Raw genomic sequence first — 15,113 nt, 5'->3', positions numbered from 1 at the left:
TACAAACAGAAAGTGGGATTTGTTTTTTTTACTTAGTTGTGAAGTAAGTCTCTTTTAAATATTTATAGATCATCGCCTCCTGTTTGTCGGTACTGTCCCCTTCCTGTAAGTAGCGTTTGTAGTATTTTTTTGCAGCAGTCTGGTTCTTCATATTCACGTCATACATTCTACCTATACTGTATAAGTGCATGGGCTCACGACTCAGGTAGTAGGCGGTATCCATGTTGGCGATGGCCGGTTTATACAATTTTAATCCTTCATTGTTAGATGCCATTGCAGCATAATAGTCTGGCAAACTTTTAGAGCGCGCCAGGTCTATGCAGGTATTTAGCAGTTGATTACTCTGTTCATACTTTTTGAGTTGGGTGCAGGCGAGGGCTGCATAATACATAACCTGTTCAGAAGGACTTTTATGGTTCTCCATGTAGGTGTTGATATCTATGCAGAACTGGTAATCTTTCAGCATAAAACCGGCTGCAGTAACATAGCTCATAGCGCCCTGCAGGACCACCTCATGCTGCATCAGGTATTTGCCAAGGGAGATGCAGTTCCTGTAATTTTTTAAATAGTAGTTACACCTGACAGCCGTGCCTATAATAAAAGACTGGGTAGAATCTTTTTGCAGGTAGACATTGAGAATGGAATCGGCGGAGGTATACATTTCCTGTCCGATGCGTTCTTCGGCGAGGCGGTTGACGGTTTTAGGATCAGCGGGATTGAGTTTGTAGGCTTTTAACAGCAAATCAAAGCCTTCTTCGGCCTCATCGTTGTTTAAGAGGGCAAAGCTCAGTTGCCGGATAGCGACCGGATTATGAGGCCGTAAAGCGGCAATACAGCGAAGGTGTGGGATTGCCAGCACAGTGGCGTGCTGGTTGAGGCAGATATTGGCAATGTATTGATGTGCAGATACGTTTGTACTATCCAGGTCCAATACTTTTCCATAGGTGCTGACAGCCTCACTATTATTTCCCGCCTGGTAGTAGGTGTACGCCAGTAGCGACTGTTGTTTAATATTATTTGTGTCCAGGTGGGCCTGCAGGTAGGTGATGGCACGTGGGTAGTCCTGCTCCTGCAGGTATTCCATTACAGAATCGGCTTGTTGGGCCAGCAGCCTGCTGGTTGGCAAAAATATCAGCAGCAGAAGGGTCCTGATCATATTAACTAATTTATTAGTTTCAAAACTATGAATTTAGTTTTACATAAAGAAATGTTATTTTTAAAGGTGCCGGGGTCAGCCAACAGGATTAAACCCTACATTCATTATAATATGAAAAAACTACCCTCATTGTGCGTTTTAACCTTCCTGTTTTTTGGTGCCAGGGCACAGCACATGGATAGCATGTACCAGGTGTACGCAAAACTGGTTTCCTCCTCCCGGGAAAGTGACAAGGCCGAACTAAAGACGCGACTGGAGAATGATATAAAGAGTGAAAATGAGACGAACTGGATGATCGCGTGGTTCGTGTATTTCCAGATGAGAAATACAGCGAAGGCAGATTCAATCCTACAGGCAGGCAAACAGAAATGGCCTGGCGGACAGCTGGAGAAACAGGAGCAATTTAACTTTGTCAATGATGAAAAAGATCCTTTTAAGAAGGATACGATGTATCACCTCTTTCTTAAACGCTATCCCCCCACTTTAAAAGGTGCAACTGCGGCTTACGACGATATGAGGGGACAACTGGCCGTCGCCTATCTGAAATCGGGTTACGTCGCTAAAGCCATTTCGTATACCGACAGTGTAAAAACAGTGAAGGTACAGCACTGGATGGCCAGGGAGCTATTTTTTAAAGACCATTGTAAAGAGGCTGCTGTCCTCATGGACAAATCAGTAGATAGTACCAGGGAATACCAGATGGCTGCTATAATCTTCCATGAAAACGTGGAATATACAAAGGCACTCAGATGCATAGAGATCGCCTATAAAGACAATCATACACAGCCAATCACCTATACGATCTACTTTAGTACGCTCAAACACCTTGGTAAAGATCAGCAAGCGATGGATATAGCTGCCGAAGCGACAAAGACGGGGCTGGCAGATAACAAAATGAAAGCGGAGCTTAAAGAACTGTATGAAAAACTAAAAGGCAAGGAAGGTTATGATGCCTATGCCGCTGAACTGAATAAAGCATTCCGGTTGCAGCTGACTGCACATCTGCGAACAACTCAGATCAATGAACCTGCACCTGATTTTACATTGAAGAACCTGGAAGGCAAACAAATCACCCTGAGTGAACTAAAAGGGAAAGTAGTGGTGATCGACTTCTGGGCTACCTGGTGCGGCCCCTGTGTAAGCTCCTTCCCTGCTATGAAAGCAGCCATGTTACGGTTTGAAAAAGATGAGGATGTAAAATTCCTTTTTGTGGATACATGGGAGAGAGAAGAGGATCCTTCAGAGAAAGTAAAGAAATTCCTCACAGAAAACCACTATCCATTTGATGTGCCATTGGATATAAAATCATATAAAGCAGCAGGTGCATTTGATATTCAGAGTATTCCTGCAAAATTTGTGATTGACAAAACGGGGAATATCCGTTTCCGTTTTTCAGGATATAGTGGTAGTGATTATACAACTACAGAAGAGGTATCAGCAATGGTGACGATGTTAAAAGAAGGGAATGACCAATTGCCAGTAAATACATCTGTTCAAACTACCACAAAACCCTGAGTTGGCGATTGCTCCGGGCTCAGGTGGTTAGAAAAGGTAGCATTTTTTAACACTAAAATTTTTCATAATTTCCAGACACAAATCAAACTTTAAGCTATAAAACAGATCAAAGGATATTACTAAATTCTGTCGATTGAAGCGAATCACACATTTTGAAGGGTTGTATGGAGAGTCGGGTCCCAGACCTGATGGGGAATACCTGTTTTCTGAATTGCTGGAAACACGCAGTGAAAATTTTGATTGGAAGATCAAGCCACACATTCATACAAATCTCTACCAGGTCTTTCTGATAGAGACACGTAAGACTGAGTTTTTAGGGAACAATGAACCAACATGGCTGACAGGCCCTTCTATTTTATTAATTCCTTCTTTGGTTATCCATGGATTTAATTATCATGCCACTACAAAAGGGCGTATTCTGACTATTTCCGATAAACTGGGCAGTGGTATCTTTCCTAAAGTAAATAGCATAGCACCTATGCTGGAAAGTCTGCAGATACTAACGCATTACGCACCGCCCTACACTTTCCGATATGTGGTAAAACTGGTGGAAGAATTACATGAAGAACTATTCAGCACCCGGCATGAAAAGCAGCAGATGCTGACGGCGATGTTACAGCAGCTCTTTCTTGTTTTGTATCGCTTGTGGAGGCAGAATAGTGTTGTGATGCAGGAACCGGATAGTATCTCTCTCTCCTACTTTCGTAAGTTACAGAAGCGGTTCAGTGAAGCGGGTTCAAAGTATAGCATTGATCAGTATGCAAGAGAACTGGGCATCACGCCTGTGCACCTGAACAGGGTCTGCAACATTTTGTAAGAGCTGGAAACCAGCGCCTGTGGGAAGTTCGACCACTTAATGGCGTTTGACTTGTTGTAGCTCAATTGAACGGTGGCTAACTGAGCTGAGGTCAGTGTGGCCTTGAAAGCGTCGGCGAGACAGATGATTTTGTTGATGCCTGTTTCGGCGTCACAGCTGGTGACATCAATAGGGTCCGGATTGGTGTCGTCTATGCTGGTAGTAGTAGAGTCCGAGGAGGAGGAGCTATCGGAACCGGAATCTTTGCCGCACGATATCATGATCGAGGTGAAGGCAAAGGCAAGACAAAGGTGTTTGATTGTTACTTTCATATGGCGATAGTTTGTATCAGACGATTTGTAATAACGACCCTGTGTAAATATGAAAGTTTAATAAAAGAGATGGAATGTTTGGTTTGTATCCGAAATAGTGAGGAAAATATACGCTGGGCAAAAGGCGTTTTAACAACCTTTGAGAAATTAATCACATACCTAAAAAGGAAAATAATACGCCCCATATCTATGGAGCGTTGGAAAATTTTGGTATATTGGTTTTTATTATTTAGTTCTTGTTATGAAAAACTGTATTCCACTGTTAATCCTCCTGTGCCATGTAACCATTACGCATGCGCAGGTTCATGCGCGGCAGATAATAACCACACGTGCCTCGCAACATACGTTTGCATTACCGGAAGTTATTTATGTTGATCAGCAGGATGACTGGCTGGTGAATAAGGCTGCGGAGTTGCTGCGGGCGGATATGCTTGCGGTGACGGGGAGGGCGCCGGAGATTGTGCATCGGTTGGATGGGCGGCCGTATATATTGATTGGGATAGTTGGAAGAGGATTGGGGAAGGATAGTGTGGGGTGGGGAGATGGTTTGGATACAGTAAGGGTGAGAGGGAAATGGAAAGGGGTTCGGAGAGATGAGGTTGCAGCTTTGGATACTGCGGGGTTAGGTGGGAAGTCGGAAGCGATTCAGAAAGATGTGTTTTCTGGTTTGGATACTACGGGATTGGGTGGGAAGTCGGAAACAATTCAGAGAAATGTGTTTTCGGGTTTGGATACTGCGGGGTTGGGTGGGAAGTCGGAAACAATTCAGAGAGATATGTTTTCTGGTTTGGATACTACGGGGTTGAATGGAAAATGGGAGGCGTTTCGAATTACAGTCTCTCCAGGGAAGGTAATTATATTGGGCAGTGATAAGCGGGGCGCGGCCTATGGTGCACTGGAACTATCTAAGCAATTGGGAGTGTCGCCATGGTATTGGTGGGCGGATGTACCTATAAAAAAGAAGGAAAAAGTATTTGTGCAGGAAGGACGTTATGATTTCGGACCTCCTTCGGTGCAATACAGGGGGATATTTATAAATGATGAGGCGCCTGCATTTTCCGGATGGACGCATGAGAAATTTGGCGGGTTTAATCATCATGTTTATGAAAAGATATTTGAGTTACTATTACGATTAAGAGGAAATTATTTATGGCCGGCGATGTGGGGAAATGCGTTTAATGATGATGATCGATTGAATCCCGTATTGGCAGATAAATGGGGAATAGTGATGGGCACAAGCCATCATGAGCCAATGTTGCGTGCACAAGCGGAATGGAAGCGGTATGGGCGGGGGGCCTGGGATTATGTGGCAAATGACAGTGTGTTGAGGGCCTTTTGGAGGGAAGGGATTGTCGCAATGGCAAAGCATGAAAGTATAGTGACGATAGGGATGCGGGGAGATGGAGATTTGCCCATGAGCAGTGAAACAGCGACGGATTTATTAGAAAGGATTGTGCGGGATCAGCGATCCATTATTAGTGAGGTGACGGGCAAGCCGGCAGCGGAGACGCCACAGTTGTGGGCGTTGTATAAGGAAGTGCAGGATTATTATGATAGAGGAATGCGGGTACCAGATGATGTGACATTGTTGTTGTGTGATGATAATTGGGGGAATATCAGGAGGTTTCCTGATCCTTTGATGCCGAAGCGGAAGGGAGGATATGGGGTGTATTATCATTTTGACTATGTGGGGGATCCGAGGAATTACAAATGGGTGAATACAAATAACCTGGCAAGGGTGTGGGAACAGTTGCATTTGGCGAAGATGTATGGAGTGGATAAGATATGGATAGTGAATGTGGGTGATTTGAAGCCGATGGAGTTGCCGATAGCGTTTTTTATGGATTATGCATGGAGGGCAGAACCGGGGGATACTTTACCAGATTATTATAAACAGTTTGCGGAGGAAAATTTTGGGGAAGGATCGGATGAGTGGATGGCGGAAGGGAATGCCAGTGGAGGAATGGAAGAAGGGAACAGAACAAGTGCTGACTCTTCCAAACACTCCGGATTTTCATTCATGAATTCAGCCAGAAATATAGGCGATTACCTTCGGCAATATAGTGAAATGGCCGCCAGGCGGAAACCGGAATTGCTGGATGAGTCTAGTTATACATTAAAGCAATATAAAGAGATTGTAGGCGAATGGGAAGAGCTGGTTAAAAAAGTGCGTTTACAGCCTTATTCAGATGCCTATTTTGAACTGGTACAGTTTCCTGTAGAGGCGATGTACAATTTGCACAGATTATATTATGCGGTGGCTTTGTATAAGAGCAACCGTGTGCAGAATAAGGCATGGGCGGATAGTGCGCGGAAATATTATATGCGGGATTCATTATTGACAGTGGTATATCATCAGGTAGCCGGTGGAAAATGGAATCATATGATGGACCAGACGCATATTGGATATACAGGCTGGCAACAACCGCCTGTAAATAAAATGCCGGATTTGACGGGGCCATATACCCCCCCGGTAGTGCCTAAGATATATAAACAGATTTCAGCAACAGGTTATGTGTCGAAATATGGAGATTGGGTGCATATAAAGGGTATTGGAAAATTTGGAGATGGGATTACCAGTTTTGCTAATAGTGGTACATTTAGTGATAGCATCATTTATCATAGTGCGGGTGCAGTAGCAAGATATGAGTTTGAAGCTTCGGGGAATACAAATATTTATCTTAACTTCTCTCCTACTTTGAATTTCACGCATGGGGATGGGCTATGGTTTGGGGTTTCTATTGATGGTGCGAAGGAATTGGCAACGACTATTAATGCCCATGATGATAATAAGGAGCTATGGAGTAAATGGGTATCTGATAATGTTATTCAAGTAAAACTCTCCTATTCATTAAAACCAGGAAAGCATGAAATTGTGTATTCCCAGTATTCACCCGGGATTGTTTTACAAAGTATTGAATTTGAAAAACACTAACTTATGACCCGGATATAAACTGGTAGATTCCCAGTATTCACCAATATTCTTTTACAAAAATGGAATTTGAAAAACACTAACTTATAACCCGGATATAAACTGGTAGATTCCCAGTATTCACCAATATTCTTTTACAAAAATGGAATTTGAAAAACACTAACTTATGACCCGGATATAAACTGGTAGATTCCCAGTATTCACCAATATTCTTTTACAAAAATGGAATTTAAAAAACACTAACTTATGACCCGGATATTAATTGTTTGTTTATGTTCATGGTTGTTTTGTTTTTACGCATCCCTGCAAGGAATAGCACAACCACTGGTAAAGCATATTTATACAGCAGACCCTTCTGCCCACGTATTTAATGGCCGATTTTACATTTACCCTTCGCACGATACAGCAACAGGTGTACCCGAGGACGACTTAGGTAGTCATTTTGATATGAAAGATTACCATGTGCTATCATTAGATCATATAGGTGGTAAAGTAACAGATCATGGAGTCGCCTTAAGTTTAAAAGACGTTCCCTGGGCAAACAAACAATTATGGGCACCAGATGCAGCATATGCAAACCACACTTATTATTTATACTTCCCGGCAAAGGATAGTGCAGGAATCTTCCATATCGGAGTAGCCACCAGCAGTAAACCCGAAGGCCCGTTTAAAGCTTTGCCAAAACCAATTGTGGGGAGTTATAGTATAGACCCTTGTGTGTTTAAAGATGAGAATGGGAGTTTCTATATGTACTTCGGAGGAATATGGGGTGGACAATTGCAAAAATGGGATCATAACAAATATGATGGCGCTGCCGGGAATCGCAATGTAGATGATGTAGCGGCATTACCTAGAATCGCAAAACTGAAAAAGGATATGACTGGTTTTGATGGACCGGTAAAAGAGGTAGTCATTTTGGATGAACATGGACAGCCATTTCACGAAAAGGAAAATGACAAACGATTCTTTGAAGCTTCCTGGGTTCATAAATACAAAGGGAAGTATTATTTTTCTTATTCAACAGGTGATACACATAACTTGTGTTATGCGATTGGCGATTCTCCTTATGGACCATTCAATTACAAAGGCATCATCATGACACCTGTAACGGGATGGACTACGCATCATTCTATTGTTGAAAAAGATGGGAAATGGTATTTGTTTTATCATGACGTAGAGTTATCTGGTAAGACTTATTTGAGAAATGTAAAGGTGACGGAGCTGCATTATAAGGCGGATGGAAGTATTGAGACGATACATCCCGAAACGATACAACATCAGGCAGGTCATTGATCAATACTCATACAAACTTACCTGCTGGATTTCCTAATTATGCGAAGGAATACGTATATGCAGGATCCCTTCCATTGGGTTTTATATAGAAAAGAGGTTAATATGGTCCAAATTATTTACCCCTCCCCCTTTTATCAGCAAAGCCTAGTCTTTGCTGATAAAAGGAAGAAAGGAACATCATAATCACCAAAGAACCTTTCTCTTTAATAACCTGAATTTGTAAAGGAAGAAAGATCATCATTATCACCAAAGAACCTTTCTCTTTAATAACCGGAATTTGTAAAGGCAGACAGGTCATCATTATCACCAAAGAACCTTTCTCTTTAATAACCGGAATTTTGTGCGGCAATCCCCCCATCTGCCAACGCAGGATTATTATCAATTTCTGATTGAGGAATAGGTAATAACTCATCCCGATTCTTTCTGAAATAACTAATAGGATCAGTCGTGAAATACCCCATTTTCCGCCACCTTAAGATATCGCGGTTACGCACCTCTTCATCTCCCAATTCAACCGTTCTTTCATGCATTATTGCTTTTGTCACCTGATCCTTTGATCCGGTTGGAAATTGGGCAGTAGGATAATGTGGCATTGCTACAGAAGGACGATCTCTAACCATGTTCAGGTAGCTGACAGCTCCCGCTATATCACCGGTTTCGTTCGCACACTCTGCCAGCATAAGCAACACATCTGCATAGCGGATGATACGCTGGTTATTGCCACCGGGGTGATAAGAAGCCGTGGACAGACTCTGCTTGTAAATGAGCATAAACTTGCGCCAGCTGATCTTTTTCGTCACGCCATTTACAGTAGAAGAGTTCCCATTTTGCATCGCATCTGTCAGTACATCTGCGTCATTGTTAAAGGGATCACCCGTTTCATACACCGTCCATTTATAGCGTGGGTCTGTTTTAGCGGCACCAGAAGCAGTGTTTTCAAATTCGTTCAAAAATTTATTAGATGGAATTAAATTACGCCATGCCAGCGGACAATATTCCTGGTTGCGGATGGTAGATTGTGCATTACCTGCGCCATCACCAGTACCACCCCAGTCAAAGGAATTATCACCTTTGTCTACAAAGACAGCTTCCCAGATAGATTCGGCATTGAACTCAGTCTCTTCCAGGAAATTGTCATTAAAGTTGTCTACAAGGCGATAAAGATTGGAACTAACTATCTGTGACAATGCTGTCTTGGCAGATGTGTAGTCGCCTTTCTGCATGTATACTCTGCCCAGCATAGCATAGGCCGCGCCAGATGATACCCGCCCCAGATCAGCGGCTGCATAAGTTGCGCTGAGTGTTCCGGCGGCATCTGTGAGGTCCTGGATGATCTGGTCATAGATAGCAGTTTCTGCTGCGCGGGGTTGGAACTGGTTGGATTCAGTTACGACCTGTGTGTACATAGGAACTGGTCCCCACAGGGTCACTAATTCAAAATAGGCCCATGCCCGGAAGAACTTCGCCTGGGCTACACACTGGTCACGAACGGCGTCATTATCGGTGACAAGAGGTGCACTGCCAATAACTGTATTGGAACGATGGATGATGATATATAATCCCTGCCATACAGAACTTATCACGGAATTATCTGCCGTAGTAGCGCCGTTCAGGATCTGACCGCGGGGTACTTCCAACTGACCACCACCGGACGAGACGTCGTCGCTGCGGAGGTCATGAACGAAAAACCATTCACGGGCAATGAGGGTGCTGGCGTGGAAGGTGGAGTAAATAGCGTTGGTGCCACTTAGCAATTCTGTGCTGTTTTTGAAATAGTTATCAAGGGTAGCATACCCTGGATTTGTTTTGTCAAGGTCTTTGGTACAGCCTAGTCCACCAAGAAGCAAACAGGCGATGAATATGTACTTATACATGTTTTCAGTTTTTGTATATGATTTAAATCCTACTTGTAAAATCAACCGAAAGGAGGCTGGACAAATGATATAATTCCTTTTCCAGATCTTTCAGTTGCGGCTCCTGATTAAAATCCTGCTTTTAACATCAACTGACTGCAACCACCAGCAGGATACTACCATAGCCAGCGCCAGCGGTAAGAAAGCAGTTATTAAAAACCTACCTGCAAACCCAACTGGAATGAACGCGCTGCAGGGTACTGCCCATAATCAATACCATTGGTGAGCGTAGTATTTTTAGACCCTATTTCAGGATCCCATCCTTTATATTTTGTAAAAGTGAGCAGGTTCTGAGAAGACACATACACCCTAAAACTGCTGATATACCGAATAGCACCATTACGCAGTGTATACCCAATCATCAGATTCTTCAACCTCAGGTAAGAACCATCTTCAATCCAGCGGTTAGATACCCGCAGATTCGAATTCGGATCCCCACTTATAGCACGTGGAATATCAGTATTCGTATGCTCCGGCGTCCAGGCATTCAACACCTCTGTACCCGCACCAAATAAACGAGCCATACCTTCACGCAACACCCGGGTTCCATTGTAGATTTTATTGCCCTGCACCCCCTGGAAGAAAACAGAAAGATCGAACTGGTGCCAGTTCGCATTATAATTCAGGGAGTAAGAATATTTAGGAATATAAGAACCCAGGAAGGTACGATCTGCAGATGTGATTGCCCCATCCCCATTTAAATCTTTGAACCGGATGTCACCAGGCGCTGTGCTCTTGGCAGGGTCTGTACCCGAAAGCTGCTCAGGCCCTTTATCTACTTCGGTCTGGTTCTGAAAAATGCCATCGGTGACATAACCATAGAATGACTGAATCGGCTGTCCAGCCACCGTACGAGTCATGTTGCCATTCCCGAAGTCGGCGTCGGAGCCTGCATCAATGGTAGCATTCGGCGTGTTCAGACTAAGGATCTTATTCCTGATAAAACCAATATTGCCATTTACATTCCACCTGAAAACACCTTTCGTTTTGTTATAGCCCAGTGCAAGGTCTACCCCTGTATTTTTCATACTGGCGGCATTGAGCTGTGACCCCGCGCCACCATAACCAAAGCTGGGAGGTGTGGGAATCGTGAGGATCAGGTTGTCTGTCAAACGGCGATACCATTCTGCAGTGAAGGTGATGGTATTATCAAAGAGCCCAAGGTCCAACCCCACATTGACCTGCTTGGTCTTTTCCCATTCCAGGTCAGCACTTGCCAACTGGTTATAATAAGATGCATTGCCCACAGTAACGGTATTACCAAATGGATAGGTAGCACCATTAGCCTGCACGATAGCCTGCCAGGGATATTCATTGGCCAATATAGAGTTTTGCAAAGCCGGAAAAATACCGATAGCATTCAGACCTGTAACGCCCCAACCACCCCGTAGTTTTAATTCGGAAACTGCGGTAACAGGTTTCATAAACCTTTCCTGGTCTATACGCCAACCGGCGGAGAAAGAAGGGAAGCTCTGAAATTTCTTTCCAGGCGCCCATACGGATAAACCATCCCGGCGAATAGCAGCACTCAGTAAATACTTTTCACCGAACTCGTAATTCAGACGGCCGATGTAGGATTGTATGAGTGTGGCTGTGGTGGTAGAATAGGCGGATACGTTCGTTGCACCTACCAGTGTCTCGATGTCATTTGTACTCTGGTTCCCTGTCTGGGATTCCCCATAGTTACTGGCAGGCTGTCTTTCAAATACAGCGATGGCATTGACATGGTGCCTGCCAAAATGTTTATCTAAAGTCAGTTGTTCTGTGTAGAGTAAGGTTGTTCTGTTGGCCCGCTGATCATTGATGGACGCAACAGTGGAATTCCGGCCTTTGTCATTATAGATGGGAGTAAATTGATGCTGAAACTGGCCGGCGTAGTCTGCACCAAATACAGAGCGGAAACTGAGCCAGGGGGTAAAGTTGACCTGTGCATAAACAGTACCTAAGAGTTTGAAAAGTTTACGGTGCGCATCGCCCAGCAGTAGCGCGTCTTCTACAGGGTTGGTGGGGTCAGCTCCATCCACACTGTTTTCTGCATTCCGGAAACCACCTTGCGTGGTGGGATCGTACACTGGCAGATATGGCAAAGCGCGAATTACGTTTGCAAGGCGGGTTCGGTTGCCGGAGGTGTTGTCATACCGTTGATTGGAATACGCGACAAGCAGGTTCTCTCCTACCTTAAAGATACGACTGATGTTGTGTTCTGAATTGATACGGAAGTTGCCACGCTCATAGTTGACACCCTGCGCAATCCCGTCCTGCTTGAAGTAACCGCTGGACATGTAAAAAGTAGATTTGTCATTCCCGCCGCTTACTGAAAGGTTGGACTGGGTGATTAAGCCACTTTTGAAATAGGCATCCTGCCAGTCAGTATTGGTCTGCGCATACGTCTGGGAAGTGCCGTCGTAAATAGGTGAATTCCAGTTCGCATCTTCAAGACGTGGTGGTTTGGAAATGCCGGCGGCACCATTCAGGGCACGTTCATATTGTAGATACTGCTGGGTATTGAGCAGGTCGATCTTTTTCCAGGCAGTTTGTACACCTGTGTAGGTATCGAGTCTTACTTCTGCTTTGTTGCCGCGGTTACCTTTTTTAGTAGTAATAATAACGACCCCATTGGTAGCGCGGGAACCATAGATAGCTGCAGCACTGGCGTCTTTCAGCACTTCGACAGAGAGGACGTCTTTGCTGTCAAAGCTGGTGAGGTTGGAAGTCGGAAATCCATCGATCACGTACAAGGGATCCGAGGCATAACTAATGGAGCTGATACCCCTGATCCGAACAATGGGGTCTGTACCAGGAGCACCATTATTAGTGACAGTCACACCCGGTACACGCCCCTGCAAGGCCTGCTGTACACTGGCTACGGGCAACTCATTGAGGGTCTTGCCATTGACGGAAGCGACAGAACCCGTGAGGGAACTTTTCTTTTGCGTACCATAACCGATCACGACCATCTGATCCAGATTCTGGACGTTTGGGGCGAGGGTAATGTTGTATTGGACACCAGGTTTGACGGTGATTTCCAGGGTATTATAACCGATAAAGGTGTATACCAGGGTTTCGCCATTGGCGGCAGAGATGCTGTAAGAGCCGTCGGGCGCGGTGACGGTACCACGGTGGGTGTTTTTGATGGCGATAGAAACACCGGCTAGGGGGTTTTTAGCATCATCCGAGACTTTCCCTTTGATGGTTTGCTGGGCTCGGGTGGTGAGCGGTAACAGAATAAGGAGGAAGAGGGGAACACATAGGATCCTCTTCAATGCCAGGGGCAATGTGTGTTGCTTCATAACGTTGGGAGTTTAGTAAAATAAAATGAAGATGGGACAACGGATCGGACCAACCAGGGTTTTACTTCCGGCTACAATTTTTCTAACGGGAATTGTCACATCAGGTACGACGTGATGTAATTTAGGGATTTTTTGGGGTTAAATGTCGTTTAGACACTATGATATTTTAAAAATCCCGACAGGCCAGGCCAGTCGGGATTTTTCAGGTTATTATTTCACATAATGCGCTTTCAGATACTGCTTTATCGGGGTAGGCTTCCTACCCAGTAGTTTCTCCAGGTCCCCTGTCACCACTTCAAAATCACCTTGCTTAATCGCTGCTGCAAAACCAGTACTAATCATAATACCTATTTCCGGCACACCAATCTCCTTCATGTGCTTTTCAAAAGCAACCGGATCTACATCGGTATAACTTATGTGTTTACCAGACACTTCTGACAGCATGACAGCTACATCTGCAAATGAATACAACTGATCGCCTGTGAGTTGATAAGTCTTGTTTTCATGACCTTTGTTCGTAATCACCACAGCCGCAGCATCGGCCAGGTCTGGCCGGTATACATAAGGTACTTTACCAGCTCCTGCCGGGTAGTGAATACCTGTATTCATTGCCTGGTCGCCGATGTAGAAAGGAATCACCTCTGCGTACAGGGTATTACGCAGGAAAGTATAAGCAATACCACTTGCCCTGATATAATCTTCCGTCTGGAAGTGAGATTCCATCAGTACTTTCAGCGGACTGGTAGCTGCATCTTTCATGGTTACACCGGTGTAAACGATTTGTTTTACACCTGCTCTTTTTGCGGCGTCTACAACATTGGTATGCTCTTTTAGTCTTTCCAGTGACAAGCCGGAAATGAGGAGCACTTTATCAATACCTTTCATTGCATTATCCAGGGATGCGATATCATTATAATCTCCAATTCGGATATTGAGTCCGAGTTTTTTCAGCTGTTCAGCTTTCTGTTCGCTTCTTACAAATGCGACAATTTGATTGGCAGGTACTCTCTTTAACATGCTATTGATGATAGCCGATCCAAGATTTCCGGCTGCTCCGGTTATTAGAATCATAATCCCGTTATTTAAATTATTTATCAAAATTAGCGGAAGTCAATTACAAATCGTGACCCATTACTTTATGGTAACTAGTTACTTATTTGTAACTAGTTGGTAATGTTCCTATTTTTGTCTGAAAATAATAAAGATTGAAAATGAATCTTGCACATGCTGTAACGTCTACGCTGACACCGGAATGTCAGATGATGATTGTTGGGATTAGGGATACGCAGGAATTGTTGAGTGGAAAATGGAAGACGGAGATTATAGGAGCGTTGTATTATGGGGGGAAAATGCGGTTTATGGATTTGAAACGACACTTGTCAGGAATAGCCCCCAAGGTGTTATCGAAAGAGTTGAAAGATCTGGAAATGAATCACCTGATCAGCAGAACTGTGCTGGATACAATGCCGATTACGGTGGAGTACGAACTGACAGAACAAGGGAAGAGTCTGAAAATTGTAATTGAAGCCATGGCGAAATGGGGCATCAATTACAGGAAACAGCTGTTTGAAAAGTAGTTATTTCTTCCTTGGTCTGAAAGCCAGGGTGAAGACTAAAGAGAGAACGAGAGCCACGGTGATGACAGGAGGGATCTTAGCCCAGGTAAGCGGAGGATCGGCGATCCATCTGTAAATGATACCGACGAAGATGCAAAAAATGAAGGTGGTGATAAAGGATCTCATGCTGTAAAAATAGAAAAAAAAGCGATGTTCATAAAACTTTATGCCTGTGTCAACCAGTCTAAAAACTGCGATACTTTCTCCCGGCTTATTGTAATTGTTTCTGGCACGGGTATCGACAATGTTACGGACAACTTCCTTGATAAT

Annotated in this window: 11 protein-coding genes; 5 read left to right on the top strand and 6 right to left on the bottom strand. The window is 44.1% G+C overall.

The genetic code is table 11. The features are described 5' to 3' along the window. Window positions 1–28: 28 nt before the first annotated feature. Window positions 29–1,156, bottom strand: a complete 1,128-nt coding sequence (locus SIO70_RS19600; RefSeq protein WP_320573512.1) for a hypothetical protein — start codon at window positions 1,154–1,156, stop codon at window positions 29–31. 111 nt (window positions 1,157–1,267) lie between these two features. On the opposite strand from SIO70_RS19600, the gene SIO70_RS19595 reads away from it, so the two are divergent. Both SIO70_RS19595 and SIO70_RS19590 read left to right on the top strand, forming a co-directional pair. Beyond that, on the top strand, window positions 1,268–2,671 hold the full coding sequence (locus SIO70_RS19595) for a TlpA disulfide reductase family protein (protein WP_320573510.1): 1,404 nt from the start codon (window positions 1,268–1,270) through the stop codon (window positions 2,669–2,671). A gap of 133 nt (window positions 2,672–2,804) precedes the next feature. Continuing rightward, window positions 2,805–3,488, top strand: coding sequence for an AraC family transcriptional regulator (locus SIO70_RS19590; protein ID WP_320573508.1), 684 nt, complete (start codon window positions 2,805–2,807; stop codon window positions 3,486–3,488). Here SIO70_RS19590 and SIO70_RS19585 read toward each other — a convergent pair. Beyond that, window positions 3,425–3,748, bottom strand: coding sequence for a hypothetical protein (locus SIO70_RS19585; protein ID WP_320573506.1), 324 nt, complete (start codon window positions 3,746–3,748; stop codon window positions 3,425–3,427). The two genes, SIO70_RS19590 and SIO70_RS19585, sit on opposite strands and share 64 nt — an antisense overlap. A 292-nt stretch (window positions 3,749–4,040) precedes the next feature. On the opposite strand from SIO70_RS19585, the gene SIO70_RS19580 reads away from it, so the two are divergent. Together SIO70_RS19580 and SIO70_RS19575 are read left to right on the top strand one after the other, a co-directional pair. Further along, window positions 4,041–6,734, top strand: a complete 2,694-nt coding sequence (locus SIO70_RS19580; protein WP_320573504.1) for a glycosyl hydrolase 115 family protein — start codon at window positions 4,041–4,043, stop codon at window positions 6,732–6,734. Window positions 6,735–6,977: 243 nt separating this feature from the next. Further along, window positions 6,978–8,024 carry a glycoside hydrolase family 43 protein gene (locus SIO70_RS19575; RefSeq protein WP_320573502.1) on the top strand — a complete coding sequence of 349 codons (1,047 nt, stop codon included), beginning with the start codon at window positions 6,978–6,980 and terminating at the stop codon, window positions 8,022–8,024. Window positions 8,025–8,347: 323 nt separating this feature from the next. Here the strand turns inward: SIO70_RS19575 and SIO70_RS19570 are convergent, their stop codons facing one another. The 3 genes from SIO70_RS19570 to SIO70_RS19560 form a co-directional block, all read right to left on the bottom strand. Beyond that, on the bottom strand, window positions 8,348–9,898 hold the full coding sequence (locus tag SIO70_RS19570; RefSeq protein ID WP_320573500.1) for a RagB/SusD family nutrient uptake outer membrane protein: 1,551 nt from the start codon (window positions 9,896–9,898) through the stop codon (window positions 8,348–8,350). Between the two features lie 191 nt (window positions 9,899–10,089). Then, window positions 10,090–13,227 carry a TonB-dependent receptor gene (locus SIO70_RS19565; RefSeq protein ID WP_320573498.1) on the bottom strand — a complete coding sequence of 1,046 codons (3,138 nt, stop codon included), beginning with the start codon at window positions 13,225–13,227 and terminating at the stop codon, window positions 10,090–10,092. Between the two features lie 210 nt (window positions 13,228–13,437). Further along, window positions 13,438–14,298: an SDR family oxidoreductase gene (locus SIO70_RS19560; protein WP_320573496.1), complete on the bottom strand. Its 861-nt coding sequence runs from the start codon at window positions 14,296–14,298 to the stop codon at window positions 13,438–13,440. 140 nt (window positions 14,299–14,438) lie between these two features. On the opposite strand from SIO70_RS19560, the gene SIO70_RS19555 reads away from it, so the two are divergent. Further along, complete coding sequence (locus SIO70_RS19555; RefSeq protein WP_320573494.1) at window positions 14,439–14,804, top strand: helix-turn-helix domain-containing protein; 366 nt, start codon at window positions 14,439–14,441, stop codon at window positions 14,802–14,804. Here the strand turns inward: SIO70_RS19555 and SIO70_RS19550 are convergent, their stop codons facing one another. Continuing rightward, complete coding sequence (locus SIO70_RS19550) at window positions 14,805–14,969, bottom strand: hypothetical protein (protein ID WP_320573492.1); 165 nt, start codon at window positions 14,967–14,969, stop codon at window positions 14,805–14,807. Window positions 14,970–15,113 lie beyond the last annotated feature (144 nt).

This window comes from Chitinophaga sancti (assembly GCF_034087045.1).
Taxonomy (GTDB): domain Bacteria; phylum Bacteroidota; class Bacteroidia; order Chitinophagales; family Chitinophagaceae; genus Chitinophaga; species Chitinophaga sancti_B.
This window is presented reverse-complemented; position numbering and strand designations above follow the sequence as displayed.

Bases quoted from the DNA above. Each gene is read 5' to 3' on its own strand.
- SIO70_RS19600 (WP_320573512.1), bottom strand. From the start codon at position 1,156: ATGATCAGGACCCTTCTGCTGCTGATATTTTTGCCAACCAGCAGGCTG.
- SIO70_RS19550 (WP_320573492.1), bottom strand. From the start codon at position 14,969: ATGAGATCCTTTATCACCACCTTCATTTTTTGCATCTTCGTCGGTATC.
- SIO70_RS19585 (WP_320573506.1), bottom strand. From the start codon at position 3,748: ATGATATCGTGCGGCAAAGATTCCGGTTCCGATAGCTCCTCCTCCTCG.
- SIO70_RS19580 (WP_320573504.1), top strand. From the start codon at position 4,041: ATGAAAAACTGTATTCCACTGTTAATCCTCCTGTGCCATGTAACCATT.
- SIO70_RS19575 (WP_320573502.1), top strand. From the start codon at position 6,978: ATGACCCGGATATTAATTGTTTGTTTATGTTCATGGTTGTTTTGTTTT.
- SIO70_RS19555 (WP_320573494.1), top strand. From the start codon at position 14,439: ATGAATCTTGCACATGCTGTAACGTCTACGCTGACACCGGAATGTCAG.
- SIO70_RS19570 (WP_320573500.1), bottom strand. From the start codon at position 9,898: ATGTATAAGTACATATTCATCGCCTGTTTGCTTCTTGGTGGACTAGGC.
- SIO70_RS19595 (WP_320573510.1), top strand. From the start codon at position 1,268: ATGAAAAAACTACCCTCATTGTGCGTTTTAACCTTCCTGTTTTTTGGT.
- SIO70_RS19560 (WP_320573496.1), bottom strand. From the start codon at position 14,298: ATGATTCTAATAACCGGAGCAGCCGGAAATCTTGGATCGGCTATCATC.
- SIO70_RS19565 (WP_320573498.1), bottom strand. From the start codon at position 13,227: ATGAAGCAACACACATTGCCCCTGGCATTGAAGAGGATCCTATGTGTT.